The organism is Gardnerella vaginalis (assembly GCF_040427915.1).
Classification (GTDB): domain Bacteria; phylum Actinomycetota; class Actinomycetes; order Actinomycetales; family Bifidobacteriaceae; genus Bifidobacterium; species Bifidobacterium vaginale_C.
This window is the reverse complement of record NZ_JBETXJ010000002.1, coordinates 1,155,812-1,175,193: the sequence shown is the minus strand read 5'-3', so window position 1 is coordinate 1,175,193 and position 19,382 is coordinate 1,155,812. Positions and strand designations below refer to the sequence as shown.

Here is a 19,382-nt window from a genome sequence, read left to right as displayed (position 1 = left end):
ATAAAAATGCATAAAATTAGTTAGTTTATGTTCATTTTAATTGTTTATTTGTTAATTTTAGTAACAAAATACTTATTTAACACACTCGCCAAATGTCATGCAATATTGTAAAATATTAATCGACTACCAAAATTTGGCATGAGCCAACAAGAAACTCAAAGGAGATTTTCGCATGGTCTATAGAATGATTTTCAATCAGACTGCTTACTTCGGTCGCGGAGCAATCAAAGAGATTCCAAACGTTGCTAAAGCACACGGCTTCAAAAAAGCATTTGTTGTAACAGATCCAGTTCTTGTAAAAACTGGAACCGTTAAGAAAGTTACTGATGTATTAGAATCCGCTGGTCTTCCATACGAAGTATTCGACAATGTAAAGCCAAATCCACCTGTTGAATGCATTCAAGACGGTGTAGAAAAGTTCAAGCTATCTGGCGCAGACTTCCTTATTGGACTCGGCGGCGGCTCTCCACAAGATACATGCAAAGGCATTGGAATTATCGTAGCAAACCCAGAGTTTGGTGATGTTCTTTCTCTAGAAGGCGTTGCAGATACAAAGAATCCTTCTGTTCCGATCTTTGGCGTACCAACAACGGCAGGAACCGCATCCGAAACAACAATCAACTATGTTGTTACCGATACTGCTAAGCTTCGCAAGTTCGTTGCAGTAGACCCTCACGATATTCCAATCGTTGCATTCGTAGACCCAGACTTAACCGATTCCATGCCACGCTCGCTTAAAGTTGCAACTGGCTTGGATGCACTCACCCACGCAATCGAAGGTTTCATTACTCCAGGCGCATGGAGCCTTTCGGATTGCTTATCTTTGCAAACAATCCGCATGATTGCACAAAACCTTGCAAAGAGCGCAGATGGAGATGTTCCAGCAGGCGAACAAATGGCTTACGCAAGCTATATAACTGGCATGGCATACTCCAACGTTGGTTTGGGCTTGGTTCACGGCATGGCTCACCCACTCGGCGGTCGCCTTGGCGTTGCTCATGGCGTTGCAAACGGAATTTTGCTCGCTCCTGTTATGGAATATAACAAGGATTATAGTGGCGAAAAGTATCGCGATATTGCTGCAGCATTCGACGTTCCAAACGCATACACCGATGACCTCGAAGCGGTACGCAATGCTGCTGTAAAAGCAGTTCACGACTTGACTGTTAAGCTTGGAAATCCTACTAAGATTAGCGAAGTTGGAGCTAGCGAGGCAGATATTGAAGGCTTAAGCCAAGATGCTTTGGCAGATGTTTGCACTCCAGGAAACCCACGCAAGGCCACTTTGGAAGACATTCGCAAGATTTACACAAGCTTGATGTAGTCTTCTGAAATAATCAAATAATAAATAAATACGCAATATTTGTGGACGCAACTTATCTTGATTTAAGCTCTTGATTTAAGCTGCGTCCACATTTATTTGTTTTATGTCATAAGCCATAAAACATAAGTCAAATTCTATATCTAACAACTCTTCTATCAATCGACAACAGTCTGAGTGCTTTCTCGAATAACAATATGCGCAGGAAGAACCAGTTGATTCTCAATCTCCTTACCTTCCCTAATCTCAAGAATCATTCTAATGGCATTCTTTGCTATTGAATCAAAAGGCTGATTAACAGTTGTTAAAGATGGCATCAAATACTGTGCAGGATACACGTCATCAAACCCAGCTACAGAAAGCTCAGATCCTAACTTAATACCGCGTTCGCGAGCAGCGCGATACACATTTACAGCTGTAATATCGTTGCAAGCAAAAATAGCAGTAGGACGCTTTTCTTCAGGCAAATCCAAAATCTTACAAGCCATTTCATAGCCGCGTTCAGGAAGATAATCCCCCTCTTTAACCAAATCTTTATCAATCGTCAAGCCAGACTGCTCCATTGCAGCGTTATAACCAGCAAATCTCGCAACACCAGATTGAACATTAAGAGGACCAGTTATAACTCCTATTCTCTTATGCCCCAGACTAATCAAATGTTTTGTAAGCTCATAAGCTCCTGTCCAATTATCGATTGAAATCGTGTGATCTTCCCCATTAGAAAGAGACACAGGATCAATTATAATCAACGGAATATTTCGCATACGCAAAAATTCCTTATCTTTCTGCGTAAGATCAGACATTTGAGCTATAACACCAAGAGGATTTCTATCTACAATTCCACGCAAACACTCATCACGTTTTTTACCATTATCAGTTTGAGCAACTGTAAGAGCTAATCCTTCTCTTTGCGCCCAACGAGATGCGTAAGTAATCATCTCAATCGTGCCATTATTTGCCACATAATCTACTAATAATTCAATTGTCGGAGATATCTTAGTGCTTACCAGAGAATACTCACGCCCACTTTTTAAAAGAACTTCTTCTACTTTTTTGCGAGTCTCGTCTGAAACGCCAGTTCTACCGTTAATAACCTTTGAAATTGTAGAAGGCGATACCCCCGCCTTTTTAGCCAACTCCGTTATTCGAGGTTTTGAAGATTCATTTTCAGCAATGCTAGTTGCGTGACTACGAGTTGGCATATGCACTCTCCTAATTCCTATGCTCATATGCTTATAAGCCGCAAGATTTTTCTTAAACCACAAACAAATGCAGAGAAAATTTCTTGCTTAATTTTGCATTAATCCGCAGCAATGCGAAAATTCAAAAAATAGAAAAATCGCATTATTGCTTGACTTATCAGGCCTAATAGAAATAGTATCATATGTTATTTCGCTACAGACTACACAAAGTCGAGAAATTTTCTTACGACACGCCGAATAATCAGAATTTAAAAGATAACCTCGATGCCAAAAGTGGTCATTTTTTAACAGTTATAAAAGATAAAAGCTCAATTTTTCAATATTCTTAAAATCCGAAATATGACATTTATCACAAAACATGAGATTAGGAAAAATTCGCAAAAAATTATTTACGAAAATTTCCTAACGATTAGAACATTTTTCTATTATTTAGTTATAGAATATAGGAGTAGGTCACAACGATGTTAAAGCAAAGGAGCATGAATCGTTATGAGTACAATCACATCAGTAAAAACCTATGATTTTAGATTCCCTACGTCGCAAACGCTTTCTGGGTCCGACGCAATGAACAAAGATCCAGATTATTCATCAGCATACGTAGAAATCAAAACAAGTCTAGACGATGGCATTAAAGGCGTTGGATTTGTATTTACGATTGGTCGCGGAAACGATGTTGTTTGCGCAGCAATCGACTCCATGTCTCAAGTGCTTATTGGCAGGAACGTGGAAGAATTGCTAGACAACATGCGACTTGCATGGGATCTTTTTGTTCACGACTCACAACTTCGCTGGCTAGGTCCTGAAAAAGGCGTAGAACACATGGCAATTGGCGCGATTTTAAGCGCATTGTGGGATATTAAAGCAAAGCGAGCTGGGAAGCCATTGTGGCGTTTACTTGCCGAGATGGATCCAGAGGAATTAGTTTCTACCCTTGACTTCCGCTACATGACCGATGCATTAAGACCAGAAGAAGCAATCGAGTTCTTGCAAGATGGTCAAAAAGGCAAGGAAGATCGAATTGCTGACTTGCTTGCAAACGGATACCCAGGCTACTCCACTGCTGCAGGCTGGCTCGGTTACAGTGACGAGAAAATGGTTGCAATCGCTAAGGAAGAATCGCAAGTTAAAGGCTTTAAGCAAATTAAGCTTAAGGTTGGTCAAAATGTAGACGACGATTTGCGAAGACTCGCACTCGCACGCGAAGCAATCGGTCCAGATGTTCGTCTTGCAGTAGATGCAAACCAAGTGTGGGATGTTCCAACAGCAATCACTTGGATTAATCGCTTCCACGACTTTGACTTGGCTTGGGTAGAAGAGCCAACAAGCCCAGACGACGTTATTGGCCACGCAACAATTGCCCGCGCAATCAACCCAATACCAGTGGCAACTGGCGAGCAAATGCAAAGCAGAATCATGTTCAAGCAATACTTGCAAGCAAACGCATTTGGAATCATGCAAATCGACGCAACTCGAGTTGCAGGTCCACAAGAAGTTGTTCTCGAATACTTGCTTGCTCGTAAGTTTAACAAGCCAGTTTGCCCACACGCAGGCGGAGTTGGATTGTGCGAAGCCGTATGCCACTTTGCAATGTTTGATTATGTTGCAGTTTCTGGAACAAAGGAGGGTCGCATGATTGAATACGTAGACAATCAGCACGAACACTTTGTACATCCAACACAAATCAAGAATGGCAATTACGTTGCACCAACTGCCCCAGGTAATGGCACTGAGATGACGCTGGAAACAGCCGAAAAGTACCTTTATCGCGGCTAAAAATAATAAAAAACAAGTGGCTAGTCGCATAGTGATTAACGGTTAGCCACTTGTAAAAAATAAATCATAAAATTTTATAATTTAAAAATTAACTAAAAGCAAACCACATCATTTAACAAAGGAGTTCATTATGGATTTGCATTTGGAAGGCAAGGTTTTCATCGTAACAGGTGGATTCAAGGGAATTGGTAAGGGAATTACGCTTCAGCTTGCACAAGAAGGCGCAATTCCAGTAGTTATCAACCGAGCGGACGCTGCAGAAGAAACATTCCGCAAGGATATTGAGCAATACACAAAGAATTACGATGTTTACATTCTCGACTTGAACGACACGGACGAGATTGCCCCAATTGTTGAAGAAACATACAAGAAGTACGGTCATATTGACGGTATTGTGAACAACGCTGGCGTTAATGATAACAAGGATTTGGAGTCCACTTCTTGGCGCGATTTCGAGAAGTCGATTCACGGAAACCTCACTCACTACTACGAGACTGTTCATGCTGCTGTAAAGTACTTGAAGGAAAGCCACGGAGCTGTTGTGAATATTTCTTCTAAGACTGCTCTAACTGGTCAGGGTAAGACTAGTGCATACGCTGCTGCAAAGGGCGGAATCTTAGGCTTGACTCGTGAATGGGCTGCAGCTCTTGTTCATGATCGCGTGCGCGTAAACGCAATTGTTGTTTCTGAATGCTGGACTCCACTATACGCCGATTGGATCAAGACATTTGGCGACGAAGCTGCCCAGCAGGCTCGCTTGAAGGTTATTACCGACAAGATTCCTCTGGAAAATCGCATGACTACCACGGAAGAAATTGGCAACGAAGCTGCATTCCTGCTTTCGGATCGCTCTTCGCACACCACAGGTCAGTGGGTGTTCATCGATGGTGGCTACGTGCATCTTGATCGCGCTTTGTCTTAAGTTCTAAACTTCAGCTTTAAGATTTAAAGATCTAGTGCAATAAATCACCTGTTTAATGGTGCGTAATCTGAATTAATACGCTTACGCACCATTAGCACAACAATATTAAAAAAATTCCATAAGTATTCTATAGACTATTCTCAAAATTATTCTCACATTGGAGTGACGATGATTACAAACGAGAACGACAACGCGGTCGTTAACAATAACAAAAGTAGCTCAAAAGCTATGATTGCCATTGTATTGGTAACATCCTTGTTCTTTGTATGGGGCTTGACCATGAATTTGGTCAATGCACTGAATTCACCATTTGGCAATTATCTTGAACTGAATAACACTCAAAAAGCATTGCTGCAGGTAGCATATTTTGGCGCATACTTTGTTATGGCAATTCCTGCAGGCTTAATCGCAAAGCGTTTTGGATACAAGGGCGGCGTTATAAGCGGTCTTGCACTCTTTGCTCTTGGCGCATTTGCAGTAATCCCTGCTACAGCTACAGCAAGCTACGCAATGTTCCTAGTTGCAATGTTTGTTATAGCGTTGGGCGCAGCAACTTTGGAAACGAATTGCAACCCTTACATTACTAAGCTTGGCGATGAGAAGGGCGAATCCTTTAGAATCAACATGGCACAGAGCTTCAACGGAGTTGGAAACATTGTTGGACCTCTTATTCTTGGTCAAATTTTAGGCAAGACTGTTGCAAAGAATGAGCCAGGCTTCGACGTTGCTAAGCTAAAGTTCCTTGGCGATACTCGCTTGATTTACATTGTTATTGGCATTGTTCTTATTGCGATTATTGCAATCTTCTTCTGCTTCAAGCTCCCTACTCCTCCAGGAGACGTTGAGGCAGACCAAGAAAGCAAGGGTGATTCTTCCTTCATTCATCTTATGAGCAAACCATACTTTACTCTTGGAATTATTGCAGAGTTCATCTTTATTGGACTTCAGGTTGCTGGAATGGCAATGTTCTCCGACTTTGCTTTAAAGCATTGGGGTACTGGAATCACCACTGGTGTTGCTGCCTCTATGCTTGCAATCGTTTCCTTAATGTTTACGATTGGCCGCTTTATTACAACTCCTTTGATGGCAAAGTTTGATGGTGGAAAGATTCTTGGATTGTACATGACTTTGAGCGCAGTGCTTATGTTTGTAGCATTCCTTGGACTTGGTCAGATTTCTGTAATCGCCTACATCGTAGCGTACTTGTTCATCTCTATCGGCTTCCCAACAATCTTCTCTCTTACTCTTAAGGGAATTCATGGAGCAGCAGCAAAGACTGGTTCTTCTGCACTCGTTATGAGCATTGTTGGCGCTGCAATCATTCCGTTAGTTTTCGGTTTGGTACAAGATTTTGCTGGAATCGAAGCCGCCGTATTACTCACCGTTCCAGGCTTCTTGTATGTTGCTTGGTACGCTCTTTGGGGCTCCAAGATTGGTCTTGTAGAAGCTAAGTAATTCGCGAATAACTACAAAGTCTTTATTTGAAAGTCTTTAGAAAGACTTTAGAAAGGAAAATTTATTATGTCTCAACTTCGTATTTTAGATTCCCATTTTCATATTTGGGATCCAACAAAGCAAGTCTTACCTTGGCTTGATGGTTTAGACAAATTAAACCACACTTTTACTCTAGAGCAGCTGGAAAAAGAGTATGCAGATTTGGGCGTTGACTTCCTCGGTGGCGTATACGTTGAGGTTGATGCTGCAGACCACGAGCTAGAAGATAGGCTTATTGGCGAAAATCCTAATCCAAAGATTCTGGCTAAAATGCTTAGGGTTACATTGGATCCATTTATGCGCGTGCCAATTCACGCAACTGGCATTCGCGAACCTCTTCACATTCCAAGCGAACCACGCGGACGCTGCCTAGAGCCTTCATTTATTGGTGGTCTTAAGGCAATGGCAAAGAAAGGCATGCCTTTTGAGCTTTGCAATCGTGGCGAAGAGCTTGGAGACATGGCTAAAGCTTTTGAGCAAGTTCCAGAAGTGACTGTTGTTCTAAACCATTTGGGCAATGTTCCAGGATTAGACGATGATTCTTGCAATGCTTTGCGTGCGTTTGCAAAGCTTCCACACAGCTATATTAAGATTTCTGGAGATAATCCAGTAAATCCAGATATTGTTAAGTTTGTACGCGACACGTTTAGCCCTGATCGCCTACTCTTTAGCTCCAATTGGCCAGTTGTTAAGTTGAATTCTTCACTTAAGCAGCATCTTGACTTAATGGTTGAACTTTTCGGCGACGACGAAGATTTCTTCATGAATAATGCAAAGAAGGCGTATGGTATTAAACTGTAATTAATTGAGTTATTTGAATAGTCGATTTGAATAGTCGATTTGAATAATCATTGCTTATGGGGTGTAAGATTTTGCCAGTTAAAGTCTTATACCCCATAATTCAATACATAGAATAATTAAATACACAAAATAATTAAATAAAAGGATGAATTTTATGACTACTTCTAATGGTGCAAAGCTCGATTTGCATGCTTTTAAAGGCGTTTTTTGCCCATCAATAACTGTAAGCAAAGATGATGGAAGCATTGACTACGACTTATGGGCAAAGCACTTAGACCATCTGATTGATGCTGGGATTAATGGCATATTGATTTTTGGCAGCATTGGCGAGTTTTATGCATATCCGCTTAGCGTAAAAAAGGAAGCTGCTAAGTTTGCTATTGAACACGTTAATCACAGAGTTCCAGTTCTTATAGGAGTTGGAAACACGAATCTTAACGAAGTGCTTGACTTTACTAAGTTTGCGGAAAGTTGCGGAGCAGATGCTGTTGTAGCCGTGTCTCCATACTACTTTGGACCAACTGCACCAACCGCAGAACGCTACTTTGGTGCAATTGCTAACGCAACTAGCTTGCCTGTTATTCTATACAACTTCCCTGCTAGAACTGGCAGCGATTTAACACCAAGCTTAGTTGCAAGTCTTGCTGAAAAATACCCGAATATTGTTGGTATTAAAGATACGGTAGATACTATAAGCCATACTCGCGCAATGATTGAAGCCGCTAGACGCGTAAACCCAGATTTCGTTGTTTTCTCTGGCTTTGATGAGTATTACACTCCTAACAGGATTGCTGGAGGAAATGGCGTGATTTGTGGACTTACTAATGTAGAGCCAGAGACTTTTGCATCTTTGCATAAAGCGTATGAGGCTGGCGATTTTGCGCATCTTATTGAATGTGCTAAAAGAATCAGCCATTTGATGGCAGTTTACAACACTACCGACTTGTTTATTTCTGCTATTAAAGCTGCTGTAAATCTTAAAGGATTGCCTATTAGTACGCTTGTTCGCGAGCCTGCAAGTCAAGTTAATAGCGATCAAATCGAAGCAATTCGCGAGCTTCTTAAGTAAAGTAATAAGTCACTCAAATAATAAATCAAGAATAAAAAAGAACGGCTTCACACACTCTAAGCCGTTCTTTTTTATATTTGTTTAACTACTTTTGAATATCTAAACTTTTCTATCTAATCTAAGTATATCTAAGTATATCTAAGTATATCTAAGTATATCTAAACGTATCTAAGCATATCTATATAAATCTAATATAGTTAACATTAATCCAGAGGTATCTATTAGCTAAAATTTAATACTTATATTGATTCTTACAACAACCACAGAATTAAAATGGGGCTTAAAAGACAATTATGGAACATCGTGGTATGATTGCACAAAATGTCTAAAAATTGTCCTAAGCCCCTTTTGTTTTCAATGTCAAGTAATACTAAATGTTAAGCTTTTCAGCTTAACTACAGCAAGTTTTCCTTGGTATTTCAACGAAAACTCGGTTTTTTAGCACACTTTTTGCCGCTTACCCTCAAAAATAGTTCCTTCATTAGGCAACGACATCGTTGTCATCAAAGCAAGCATAAACATAAGCGGACCGAGCGCATTTCCATACGTTTTGAACATCACACCAAAATCATGGCCGAATACCACCATCGACAAGTAAAGGAACATAAAATTCACAGCTGTAAACATAACCAACTTCAGCACGAACATAAGAACCTTGTACATGAGAATATCCTCCTCACTCACTCCACGGAGTCGCACACCAAATAGTTTTAATACTCATTCTATCCAATAATTTTTTGCCATACAATTGTTGTTGTTATTTTTGATAACATATAAAATGTATAAGGTGTTCTAAGTTTTACTTGTAACAACTAGAAATAGGGTTATTCCCCCCCCCCCCCAAAAAAAATACTAAATTACGCAAATAGACTACAATTAGAATACTCTAATGAAACTAACGAATAACATTATGACAATAGCTGGAAGTATACGAGATACTACACTTTTCATAACTCAGTACTCTTTTTTCGTAAATTGTAATAACGACAATAGGAAAAACAGAACAATATACATTAGAGCAATAATACAAGTTGCAGACGTAAGAGCGGTGAACGAGTCTGGTGATAAATAATAAAATATCTGAAAAGAATACACGGATGTTTGAGACAATATTATGTTTATCAAATTCGGCAATATCCATAATAATATAAAGGAAAGAATCATCGTAACACCAACTTTTTCAAAATATATCAACAGATTCATATTTATAGCAATATACAAAAGGAAAATTATCGGATATACGAGCAGTTGATGCACAACTATCCCTAGAGACGAGTAATTTAGTGACAAAAATACCAAATTTACGACTAGATAAATGCTTACGTATTCACCATATATAAAACACAATAATTTAATCCTATTAGGAATATACTCTAGATAATGATGAATAATTTTCTTCTCTTGCCATTCACCAATTGATAATATCTGATATAGGCTTAAAAATAGTATAGTTATCGTTGAAAAGAATTTATATTGTGATAAAAATGCACCTCTTTTAGCTTGAAATACTATAAACACGCAACATGCCAAATACAAAACAAAAGACAATAAGAAAAGCTTCTGATGACTAAACTTAATAATTTCTGATTTTATATAGTACTTCATCATCATCTTCCTCCAACATAAAATCTTTAATATCATGCGTAATATCACTGTATTCCACGATTTGTACCCCATGCTCAATCAGCAATTTAAGAACCTTGGCAATATCCTCTCTAGGCAATTTAATTCTAAAAGTTGATTCTTTGTTATCTTTGCTACGACAAAAAACCTCATATCTGTTAGAAAGCAATTCACTAATATCCACATCATTTACAACAATCACATTATAAATTCTTAGATTATCATTAAAATTAACAATTTTTTGAATTTTCCCTTTTTTTAAATACCATACAATATCAGCAATTTCACCTAACTCATCTAATATATGACTTGAAATTACAAGGCTTTTACCTTGTGAGCGCAATGACAAGATAGTGTCTTTTAACTGTTTTATAGTAAGAACATCTAATCCATTGAAAGGTTCATCAAGAAGAATAATTTCACTATTTGAGAGCAATATTCTAGCAATATTTAATTTTTGCTTCATACCTAGCGACAATTGTTTAAACTTTTTATTTTTTGCTTCGTCGAGACTCACCTGATGCAATAATTTATCACAATTAAAGTCTTTTCTCCCCATCAAAGCAGCAAACACTCTAAGATTATCCTGTACAGAAAATTCGTCATAAAAAGATGGATTCTCAATAGCAAATGAAAGTGAACCATCCAATTCAATATTGCCTTGATAATCAACTATCAAATTTGCAATGCACTTCATTAACGTGGTTTTTCCTGAACCATTATTGCCTACTAACGCAATAATTTGCCCAGCACTGCTTTCCAAAGAAATGTCATCTAAAACGACTTTTCCCCCATATGATTTTTTCAAATGAGATATCTTCATAAGATTACCTCTTAACAAATGAAACTAAAAATTTCCGATCTCCTTTTACAGAAATCTTACTATCTTCACCAATAAAAATTTTAGGACTCTCTTCGTAGATAACAGCATTTTTAACATTTCCTGGCTGTTTCTGAGCACGCACAAAAAGAGCATCATCAAGCTTGTACAGCTTTCCAGCAAAGCGTATCTCTCCTTTGCCTCTCTTTGCATAAATAGCATACACTCCTGGATTTAACGATAAGTTATCGTTATTTTTATAATCTCCTGAAACTAGTGTTGGCAAATCATCACGAACCATACCAAAACGAACATTATTTGTCTTATACCCTACATACAGCAGACTGATAAGACCTAGGATTACTATGGTAGCTGCAAATATCCATTTTTTGCTTTTCATTTCTTAATCACATCCAAATCTATTATTTCATCAGCAATTTTATCGAACATTGCATCATGAGTAACAATAAAAATCATCGCAGTCTTTTTTAACTCCAAGACTTTGTCTATAAAAATCTTCATTGTTTCAAAACCTCTTCAATATTAAACAAAGATAAACCTTGCTCAATATCTAAACTAGAAACAACCGATTTAAAACTTCTTTCATTAAATCTATGATAATTTTCTAGCAATGATTTGATAACTGCAATACCGCAATCTGAAGTCAAATTTTGCATATTGTAAGGATAAGCCACCATCTATTGAGCTCCTCAAAGTTTCAAGGCGTGGAGGCTATCATAGCCTCCACGCTACAGATTTAATCACAAATGTTAAAAAGCATCATACAATCAAATCAATTTTCTCAAATACTAAATTACGCAAATAGATTACAATTAGAACACTATAATGAGACTAACCTAATATACTGTTGTAATGAAATCTGGTAATATAATCATATGCAGAACTAGAGAATCATCCCCAGCAGATGAAACCCCAGACAACACACATCCATCCAGCTCTAATCAAACGAGATTCTTCTAGCGTTGGCTCCTTCATAATAATCATCTCTTCTCTTTCAGGTAAAAAACCTCTTATAGAGCTAAATCCGCAACATCATAAACGAATGTTGCATTCTCAACTCTCACCATAATTGTAAAGCATTTATGATGTCTTGTTAATACACTGTAACGGAAATGTTATAACACATATATACCAGATATTTCCACCAACTTTCATCATGGCATTCATGTAATTATCGCGAATTATGTATGATTTTGAAGATAAAATTCACATGAAAATATGCAGACTATCCTCTATTACGATTGCTCATTTTTCTCAATTATCGGGTTATAGACCCAAAAAATAAGGTACGACCACACCTTATATGTGAAATCTTACCTTATTTTTGTTTTATGACTTCAATTTCCCACTTCACCAGCTGGGTGCAAAGTGGCGAATCGACTTGAATGGGCGCTTTGACAGAGCTTGAAATTGCATAACGCATTTCAAGCTCCTTCAAAGCGTGATTTGGCTCAAATGTAAAGTCCAGTGGACTTTACATGCCAAATCAGCCGAACGGCTACTAATAGCCGTGCGCGACGACCTGCCTTTTCGCTTAGAGCGTAGCGCGAAAAGGTAATTCGGAGCGCTGAGCCACTCAAGGCAGAAGCACTGCTTCTGCGTGGCGAAGACGTGAGCGCAGCTAACCTGCGTGCGAGTCGACGATTTCGAGCTGCATAATGCGCGCGAATGCACTTCGATTCGCTGAGCTTGCTCAAAGTTGAAAGCACAGTGTGCTTTCAACGCAAGCGAAGTACGTTAACATCCTGTGCACTCAACCCTAGAGCGTTGATATCTTCCCTCAAACAGCAAAATCGCACTCAAAAACCGCGAGAACCCGGCTTAAAGCCACTTCGCATTAAACCTTTTAACGATAGCCCTCGCTAAGCCTTGCTACACAAGGGCAAACTTGCACCCAGCTAATCAGCCTTTGACATCAACACTACAGTCTCACATGTTTCAAGACTGCCCTGATGATAACCATCCATCAAGAAGCTGATCTTAACGCTCGTTGCATGATGGAAGATGGCAATGGGAATGTCGTTGGAACGTGCGTATCTAAGGTATAATTTTGAGCTTAAGTATCCTTACTAACCGGGATTAGTCTTCGTAATCAATCCGTTCTATCTTGAAGATAACCGGTCTTGTTTCATCAGAACAGCAGGCTATCATTTCATTTTCCTTTGCCATCCAGCCTTTCATTATGGAACCGCCTTGTAGGCCGGAATAGATATAACTACTGATTGCATCCCATAATTCCGAGCAATATTGCGTTTGTGAACATATTCAATAAAGAATTCAATTTACTTATCTATATACCATTCAGTTCATTTCGCAAAATAAAGACAAAGGCAATTTCGACAGCTGCAGCTGTTCCTGCAACAACAAATCCACCAAAAAGATTTCCTAAAACAAGCGATAAAACAGGAATGATAATTGCGAAAACCCGGTAGGCTTTTGATTTGTACAGCCATGAATACGGCAGTAAATGTGCACCAAATACCATTGCATACACCATAATCATTTTATCAGGTACGGAGTTAAACACCCATATTACAATGAGAAGATATAAAATCTGATTCATTGTAAATAAAAACCCTAAATTTCCCAGCTCGTTGTCCTTTGAAAATATATCCACGCCAATTTTCTTCCCTATCAGCCATGACAGCGGAAGCATAGGCATCGAACAACAAAACACCAAGATATTTTTCATCGCAATATTTATATCCAATGCTGCGACAAACGTAATCAATAACCATATTACGACGGACGTAAGAATAAACGGCAAACCTTTTTTCTGCTTTATGATGATATCATTCCTCAATTCATCTAAGCTCATTAATTTCTCCTTTCTCATCAACACAAAAATAAACGTAATAATTTTTTACGCGTATTCTTCTAAAACCAAGCTTTACCCCACAGCTTCCAATCAACGTTCAAGCTCTTCAAAAACATCATCTATCGGATAACTATCACTTTGAGCCGCCTGATCATAACCTTTAGCCATCAACGCGTTAAACGTTTTCTCAATAAAACGTATCAATAGCAGTAGCCCTAGAAATTCCAATAGTTTCCAAAATCTGCTCCGCCTGCTGCTTAATATTTTCTTGTATTCTCACATCCACCATCAGTAACGTCTCAACGAACGCAACTAACAGTACTTTTGGATTTTTAATATTCATCAAAATTAATCACTTTATCGAATACATCACAATTAGTTTGCGCGTGCAACACAACTACAAGCTTGTTATTCCTCGTTTTAGCACATCTGATAGCTTGCATGATTATTTCACGTTCACTACAACCATCAGCATCAGTTACACTTTTGAAAGTCTCATCCAACATAATAACAGTTCGCTGTTGAGAACCAATACACTTTGTGAGCGACGTAAAATCTGGAGCAACAATAGCACCGTTATCATCAAATAAGTAATCTTCAATCAGCATACAATTCTGAGTATTGTTATGATCAAACCAATCTCGTAACAATACTGATTTACCAGCACCACTAGTGCCAATAATAGCAACCGAAGAAATACCACTATCAGCAATGGTCTTACTAAGATTCTGGTATGCTAATTCATTCCTCTTATACGCTTGCTGCTTACGCTCATAATTTTCCAAACTGAAAACTCGTTGAGCAGTCTGAGTCAAAACACCTGAATCTTGCAAAGTTTCAATCACATTTTCCAAGCTTGACGACAGCATTACCACAAAATACAACACAGCACTAGCAGAAGCAAAATTCATTGATGATACTGTAAGCATATAAAGTATTGAAAATTCCAATATTAAAGAGAGACTTTGCATCATGCAATTTCTCACTGTGTAAATATTGATAAAACGACACATACGTTGCCAATACTTATTTTCTGACGAAGCATAATGATACTTGCGCGAACTATCAAAAATAGCACCTTGCGGTAAGCTTCGCGTTGATAATAACGACGATAATGCTCCTAAAAACTTATCGCGATATTGTGCTTGTTTATCCGCAGCCGTATTAAGTAATCGCGAACCAGCGTACCATATTAGACAAGATAACGGCACCATAATAATCATTATGTATACGTACTGTGGTACTGCAGCAATTGTCATAGCAAGAACTATTACTGTTTGAACAATAATAAAAATAACGTGTGCAATAGCACTAGGAATACTCATCTGTAAGTCAGAAAAATCATCCCCAAGCCTACCTAAAACATCACCTTTATTATCAATATTTGAATACTTATGCAAATGCATAATTAAACGATTATGCAGTTTTGTAAGCCGCACAATTGGCACAGCATATACAGGAAAATTAAGAGCAATAATGCCAACGACAATAAGCAAGCTTGCAAGTAATGCAGAAGACTTAAGAATATTTAAGTTGGTGTTCGTAGCAATATTCTCTACAAACATTAACTCAGCAAGAACTATGAGTACTGTTGCTATCGGCAAACAAATAATACTCGCTGAGAATAATTCGCGCACAGTTCTAATGAACTTACCACGCGATTCTGCACCTGTAGGAATTTTCGATTCCACACAATCCGCTTGCATAGTTTTATCACTACAAGTATTCTGCAAATGATTTTCTTCAACCACACTATGCGTGACTTGCTTAGAGTTGTTACCATAAAACACGCAAGGAATATACTCTGGGTTACGTGCGAATAAAACAATATGATGAACTCGAGAACTTAGCATGGCTTGTGAAACTGTTTCTCGAAGCTCTGGATTTAACACAGAAAACACGTCATCAAACACCAAATATTCCACGTCTTGAGCAAACGCCATAGCAAGCACCACGCGTTGACGCTCACCAACAGATAACGTTTCAGGATTATGCAAAAACCTATCCGCAACCTCACGCGACACGTTAAATAAACGCAAGAAGTTTTCGTACTTCCGACGAGTATCATCGCTCGCAATATCAAACCAAGCTTCAATAAGCCCCTGCGACATAATAGGATTACAAGGCACCAATATTTTACTACTGCTAACAATAGAATCATACGCATCCAAAGCCGAGCGAGTTTCTTTTGCCAAAAGAGCGAACTTATTATCAAATACGACAGAATCAGAAATATTAGTAGCATCCGCACGAGTATTCTTCATAGCATTTTGCTCTAATTGCACTAAATCCTTGTCCATTGGAAGAGCAAGCCGAATCACGCGACAATTCACAATATTATTCTGCATGGCACCATACAAATATTTAATCGCAAAAAGAATTCCAACATTAAACAACGCATTTGGAAAAATGGTTACATGAACAAGAACAACACCAGCAAGTAATAATGTCAACCCACCTTGCTCAATAATATTACTCAATAATTGAGGAAATATGCGTTTATACAACACTCGTTCTTCTGTTTTACGCACATCACTAATCGCCGTAATACCAAGATTATAACGATACACTCTTGAAGCGTGAGGAAGTTTATCAATAATTTTACTGAGAAGATTACGACGTTTACCTTCTAAATCCACATAGTTCTTCCACAATACACCAATCCAACGTATAAGGAACAAATTACCAACACATAAGAGAACTAATAGTAAAACCGCTACAATACTATTCTCGTGATATTGAACAACACAGATAGCAAAAAGAATAATAAACTGCAATATTGATAACACAAAATCAACACCATAAGCTATCTGACTTATCTGATTTGGATATGTTAATGCCGAAGACTGCAATGTTTCATCATCATTATTCTGAACAGATAAACGCACAAAACGATGGAAAGTAAGCTGACGAAACAAAGCTATAAGAAGCATCTCACAACTATCTTTAGCAATTGTAAGAAGAAAGATAACGCCAACTTAAACGCAACAGACCCTTCAAGCAGCGTCGAAGCAGAATGCAACGATCCCATCGTATAAATAAGCAGCAACATTCCAGCAAGCTGTATCAAACCAGTAATAAAAACTGATAACACCTGCGGCATAAGAACTATAAAATATACTAAAGCACCTTTTGTACGTTGATGATTCGCAACGAACGAATCATAATGAGATACAACCCTATTTAACATATATCTCCAACATACATATTCATTCCAAACCCTCTAATCTACAAGTTTCATTAACTAATTCATCATCAGGGAAACGCTTCAAATTGAGTGCAAAATATTACTATTTCTTCTTATAACCTACAGCAACATTACCTGTTTTATTAAGTCCTGGTACTTTAAGAACATCAGAACCCGGCTTGTCTTTTAAATCAAATTTACCAACTAAAAATAGAGCTTTATACCCTGAACTAGGCAAATTAAACTGTGAGTCAACTAGTTTGATGGGCTTATATCCAAGGGTGACTTTAGACAAATCATAATGAGAATCAAGAATGTCTCGTGACACAAAGAGATACAACTCATCTTTATTCATATAGTTTTCTGGTATACGAAACTCATCCCGAGACACCGCTACCGTTTCCCAATGATACGACGCAAGCTCCGCCTTCTCCTCATCATCAGCACATCCCGCAAGAGAAAAGAGAGAACCTAGCAACAGAAGCATAACAAGACAACTTTGAAAAATGTTTTTACAAAAAATAGTTTTACTCCTCATAACACTACTAGCCTCCTTTTCGTTAACACGACTCTGTATCAAATGATATAGAACAGATTATTAAGTAAACAATATCTACCATTCAATCTGATTACTGTAATAATCTTAATAAATATCCTATTTTTTTATTAATTTGTCTAGACTATCGACACTAATCTCTTCATCTACTAGCAAACTATACTCTTTCATAAACAGCAAGATTCGAAGAAACAGAAGAACCAACATAATCGCGCGCGTTTAATGCCTCCAACAATATTCCCTCATAAACAAAGCAATCACCTGCAAATCTTCACCCTCATAATACTCAACAAGCAACTTCTTAAACTCAGGAACCTTATTTTCCGGAATAACCAACAAGCCTTTACCATGAGAAATCAAATAATGTAGGGAACTTTTTTACAATTTTTGCACCATTTTGTTCCCCAAAACATAAACAACTAGAGCACACAACTATGGATGCTACTATCTAGCAATCTTCCGACACTCTTCGATTCTAGCATCCAACCACTCTGCCCTACTACCACTCTGCCTTACTGCTCTTTGCAATTAGTCCAGTGCTATATTCATACGTGTAGGTGCTCTGCATATGAGCATCACTCGGCGACCAGCTTCCATTTGAAGATTTTGAAGCCTTAAACAGAATATAAAGACCACATTTTCCATCCTGAGAGTCCCTGTTATACTGCAGATAGGTAATGTCCGAACGGCTTTCATTCAAAACAAAGTACATATCTCCCTTGGCAGTATAGTTCTCCTTGAACGTAAAGCCTTCCGCAGCAAAATACTTATCGAATATCTTAAGCGCTGCATTTCTTTCCTTCTCTAATGCTAAATCACGCGCAGCGGCATCATGCAAATCGGAATTTTTATCTGTCTCTTCAACCTTTAATCTTGTATCTTTCCTGTTATTACGATCAATTCTGCGATACCACTCAGATTCACTTATTTTTGGATCAGTATCAGTTGAATCTTTCATTGGTCGAAGATACTTAAGGAAAAATAGGCCTTCAGACTTATAAAGATAATACTCAAAAGGAGCATACATGTCGTCCACGTGCTCTGTGTATGTACCATTATCATTTTGTTTCACAGAATATCTTCCAACAATAAATAAAACGTCAAAAAATCCAAGACCTAAGATAATCAATACGCAAAGTAGAACAGATAGATAACGAAGTACAATTCTTATACCTATTTTCCGTACGAGTGAGATAAGATAGAGATTATAGAAGACACATACAAGAGCAATCGTAATCATCCAAACAACTGGCATTGCCGCGCATATAACATATACCCAAGTCTGCAAAAGCCACTGATTTGGAAGATGCAACGCAGTTATTTCAAAAAATGCAGTTAGAATACCACTTAACACAAAAAAGCAACAAAGAATCAGCGAGAGTCTACCCTTTCCCCATTGCTTGCCATAGCCAATAAAAGATTTATTACGCTCTACATTTGCACTACTAAAACGGCTGTGTATATTGCGCTGCCAAATAACACCAATAACCCAAATAAGAGAAACTACAACAAGAAGCAGAATTGCAAAACAATAAGTGATCCATCCAAAAAGCTGTAGCTTATTGGACGCCATAAAAACAGTTCCAATAATCATTAAGATGGAAAAGATTTCCGCACTCGGCTGCAAAACCTTATACTTGGACAATTCCTTATTTGCACCGTGAAGGTTTTCACATATTTGCTCATGTGATTCACAATATAGAGGATTTTTCTCATCTGTAAGAGTATGTTCCTGCTTTTCTTTCTCTTTCGTCGACGAATCTAACATTTTTCTA

At 38.2% G+C, this 19,382-nt stretch carries 19 protein-coding genes and 1 pseudogene; 6 read left to right on the top strand and 14 right to left on the bottom strand.

Annotated elements, in window-relative coordinates; translation table 11 throughout:
- Positions 1 to 172: 172 nt before the first annotated feature.
- Positions 173 to 1,324 (top strand): lactaldehyde reductase, encoded by a 1,152-nt coding sequence (fucO, locus tag ABVC65_RS04750; protein ID WP_353582710.1) that lies wholly within the window; start codon positions 173 to 175, stop codon positions 1,322 to 1,324.
- A gap of 155 nt (positions 1,325 to 1,479) precedes the next feature.
- Here the strand turns inward: fucO and ABVC65_RS04745 are convergent, their stop codons facing one another.
- The gene (locus tag ABVC65_RS04745) at positions 1,480 to 2,523 is read right to left on the bottom strand and encodes a LacI family DNA-binding transcriptional regulator (protein ID WP_353582709.1); all 1,044 of its coding nucleotides are present in this window, start codon (positions 2,521 to 2,523) and stop codon (positions 1,480 to 1,482) included.
- A gap of 489 nt (positions 2,524 to 3,012) precedes the next feature.
- Here ABVC65_RS04745 and ABVC65_RS04740 point away from each other — a divergent pair, with 489 nt between their 5' ends.
- From ABVC65_RS04740 to ABVC65_RS04720, 5 genes are all read left to right on the top strand, one after another.
- Positions 3,013 to 4,296, top strand: a complete 1,284-nt coding sequence (locus ABVC65_RS04740; protein ID WP_353582708.1) for an enolase C-terminal domain-like protein — start codon at positions 3,013 to 3,015, stop codon at positions 4,294 to 4,296.
- A gap of 130 nt (positions 4,297 to 4,426) precedes the next feature.
- Entirely contained in the window at positions 4,427 to 5,218 is a 792-nt protein-coding gene (locus tag ABVC65_RS04735; RefSeq protein ID WP_004121557.1) for an SDR family oxidoreductase, read from the top strand.
- A gap of 168 nt (positions 5,219 to 5,386) precedes the next feature.
- On the top strand, positions 5,387 to 6,673 hold the full coding sequence (locus ABVC65_RS04730; RefSeq protein ID WP_004121560.1) for an MFS transporter: 1,287 nt from the start codon (positions 5,387 to 5,389) through the stop codon (positions 6,671 to 6,673).
- Between the two features lie 66 nt (positions 6,674 to 6,739).
- Positions 6,740 to 7,513, top strand: coding sequence for an amidohydrolase family protein (locus tag ABVC65_RS04725; protein WP_004121563.1), 774 nt, complete (start codon positions 6,740 to 6,742; stop codon positions 7,511 to 7,513).
- Between the two features lie 154 nt (positions 7,514 to 7,667).
- Positions 7,668 to 8,582 (top strand): dihydrodipicolinate synthase family protein, encoded by a 915-nt coding sequence (locus tag ABVC65_RS04720; RefSeq protein ID WP_004121566.1) that lies wholly within the window; start codon positions 7,668 to 7,670, stop codon positions 8,580 to 8,582.
- A gap of 438 nt (positions 8,583 to 9,020) precedes the next feature.
- On the opposite strand, the gene ABVC65_RS04715 is transcribed toward ABVC65_RS04720, so the two are convergent.
- The 13 genes and pseudogenes from ABVC65_RS04715 to ABVC65_RS04655 form a co-directional block, all read right to left on the bottom strand.
- Positions 9,021 to 9,245: a hypothetical protein gene (locus tag ABVC65_RS04715; RefSeq protein ID WP_004121569.1), complete on the bottom strand. Its 225-nt coding sequence runs from the start codon at positions 9,243 to 9,245 to the stop codon at positions 9,021 to 9,023.
- A 291-nt stretch (positions 9,246 to 9,536) separates the two neighbouring features.
- A complete protein-coding gene (locus ABVC65_RS04710) occupies positions 9,537 to 10,187 on the bottom strand; it encodes a hypothetical protein (RefSeq protein ID WP_004121571.1) in 651 nt (216 codons plus the stop codon).
- The gene (locus ABVC65_RS04705) at positions 10,156 to 11,028 is read right to left on the bottom strand and encodes an ABC transporter ATP-binding protein (RefSeq protein ID WP_353582707.1); all 873 of its coding nucleotides are present in this window, start codon (positions 11,026 to 11,028) and stop codon (positions 10,156 to 10,158) included. Before ABVC65_RS04705 ends, ABVC65_RS04710 begins: the two co-directional genes overlap by 32 nt.
- 4 nt (positions 11,029 to 11,032) lie before the next feature.
- Complete coding sequence (locus tag ABVC65_RS04700) at positions 11,033 to 11,425, bottom strand: hypothetical protein (protein WP_353582706.1); 393 nt, start codon at positions 11,423 to 11,425, stop codon at positions 11,033 to 11,035.
- A 118-nt stretch (positions 11,426 to 11,543) separates the two neighbouring features.
- Complete coding sequence (locus ABVC65_RS04695; protein WP_004123693.1) at positions 11,544 to 11,723, bottom strand: hypothetical protein; 180 nt, start codon at positions 11,721 to 11,723, stop codon at positions 11,544 to 11,546.
- A gap of 1,402 nt (positions 11,724 to 13,125) precedes the next feature.
- Positions 13,126 to 13,311 (bottom strand): TIGR04076 family protein, encoded by a 186-nt coding sequence (locus ABVC65_RS04690; protein WP_080562098.1) that lies wholly within the window; start codon positions 13,309 to 13,311, stop codon positions 13,126 to 13,128.
- A gap of 25 nt (positions 13,312 to 13,336) precedes the next feature.
- Positions 13,337 to 13,864, bottom strand: coding sequence for a DUF7010 family protein (locus tag ABVC65_RS04685; RefSeq protein ID WP_353582705.1), 528 nt, complete (start codon positions 13,862 to 13,864; stop codon positions 13,337 to 13,339).
- Between the two features lie 90 nt (positions 13,865 to 13,954).
- Positions 13,955 to 14,153, bottom strand: a pseudogene (locus tag ABVC65_RS04680) (hypothetical protein).
- 43 nt (positions 14,154 to 14,196) lie between these two features.
- A complete protein-coding gene (locus ABVC65_RS04675) occupies positions 14,197 to 16,797 on the bottom strand; it encodes an ATP-binding cassette domain-containing protein (RefSeq protein WP_353582704.1) in 2,601 nt (866 codons plus the stop codon).
- Positions 16,785 to 17,054, bottom strand: coding sequence for a hypothetical protein (locus ABVC65_RS04670; RefSeq protein WP_353582703.1), 270 nt, complete (start codon positions 17,052 to 17,054; stop codon positions 16,785 to 16,787). Before ABVC65_RS04670 ends, ABVC65_RS04675 begins: the two co-directional genes overlap by 13 nt.
- A 100-nt stretch (positions 17,055 to 17,154) precedes the next feature.
- Positions 17,155 to 17,589 carry a hypothetical protein gene (locus ABVC65_RS04665; protein ID WP_353582702.1) on the bottom strand — a complete coding sequence of 145 codons (435 nt, stop codon included), beginning with the start codon at positions 17,587 to 17,589 and terminating at the stop codon, positions 17,155 to 17,157.
- A gap of 237 nt (positions 17,590 to 17,826) precedes the next feature.
- A complete protein-coding gene (locus tag ABVC65_RS04660; protein WP_353582701.1) occupies positions 17,827 to 17,967 on the bottom strand; it encodes a hypothetical protein in 141 nt (46 codons plus the stop codon).
- Between the two features lie 139 nt (positions 17,968 to 18,106).
- Complete coding sequence (locus tag ABVC65_RS04655; protein ID WP_042904276.1) at positions 18,107 to 19,375, bottom strand: hypothetical protein; 1,269 nt, start codon at positions 19,373 to 19,375, stop codon at positions 18,107 to 18,109.
- Between the last annotated feature and the right edge of the window lie 7 nt (positions 19,376 to 19,382).

Excerpts from the sequence above, each read along its gene's own strand:
- fucO (WP_353582710.1), top strand. The coding sequence starts at position 173 with ATGGTCTATAGAATGATTTTCAATCAGACTGCTTACTTCGGTCGCGGA.
- ABVC65_RS04745 (WP_353582709.1), bottom strand. The coding sequence starts at position 2,523 with ATGCCAACTCGTAGTCACGCAACTAGCATTGCTGAAAATGAATCTTCA.
- ABVC65_RS04740 (WP_353582708.1), top strand. The coding sequence starts at position 3,013 with ATGAGTACAATCACATCAGTAAAAACCTATGATTTTAGATTCCCTACG.
- ABVC65_RS04735 (WP_004121557.1), top strand. The coding sequence starts at position 4,427 with ATGGATTTGCATTTGGAAGGCAAGGTTTTCATCGTAACAGGTGGATTC.
- ABVC65_RS04730 (WP_004121560.1), top strand. The coding sequence starts at position 5,387 with ATGATTACAAACGAGAACGACAACGCGGTCGTTAACAATAACAAAAGT.
- ABVC65_RS04725 (WP_004121563.1), top strand. The coding sequence starts at position 6,740 with ATGTCTCAACTTCGTATTTTAGATTCCCATTTTCATATTTGGGATCCA.
- ABVC65_RS04720 (WP_004121566.1), top strand. The coding sequence starts at position 7,668 with ATGACTACTTCTAATGGTGCAAAGCTCGATTTGCATGCTTTTAAAGGC.
- ABVC65_RS04715 (WP_004121569.1), bottom strand. The coding sequence starts at position 9,245 with ATGTACAAGGTTCTTATGTTCGTGCTGAAGTTGGTTATGTTTACAGCT.
- ABVC65_RS04710 (WP_004121571.1), bottom strand. The coding sequence starts at position 10,187 with ATGAAGTACTATATAAAATCAGAAATTATTAAGTTTAGTCATCAGAAG.
- ABVC65_RS04705 (WP_353582707.1), bottom strand. The coding sequence starts at position 11,028 with ATGAAGATATCTCATTTGAAAAAATCATATGGGGGAAAAGTCGTTTTA.
- ABVC65_RS04700 (WP_353582706.1), bottom strand. The coding sequence starts at position 11,425 with ATGAAAAGCAAAAAATGGATATTTGCAGCTACCATAGTAATCCTAGGT.
- ABVC65_RS04695 (WP_004123693.1), bottom strand. The coding sequence starts at position 11,723 with ATGGTGGCTTATCCTTACAATATGCAAAATTTGACTTCAGATTGCGGT.
- ABVC65_RS04685 (WP_353582705.1), bottom strand. The coding sequence starts at position 13,864 with ATGAGCTTAGATGAATTGAGGAATGATATCATCATAAAGCAGAAAAAA.
- ABVC65_RS04675 (WP_353582704.1), bottom strand. The coding sequence starts at position 16,797 with ATGCTTCTTATAGCTTTGTTTCGTCAGCTTACTTTCCATCGTTTTGTG.
- ABVC65_RS04670 (WP_353582703.1), bottom strand. The coding sequence starts at position 17,054 with ATGTTAAATAGGGTTGTATCTCATTATGATTCGTTCGTTGCGAATCAT.
- ABVC65_RS04665 (WP_353582702.1), bottom strand. The coding sequence starts at position 17,589 with ATGAGGAGTAAAACTATTTTTTGTAAAAACATTTTTCAAAGTTGTCTT.
- ABVC65_RS04655 (WP_042904276.1), bottom strand. The coding sequence starts at position 19,375 with ATGTTAGATTCGTCGACGAAAGAGAAAGAAAAGCAGGAACATACTCTT.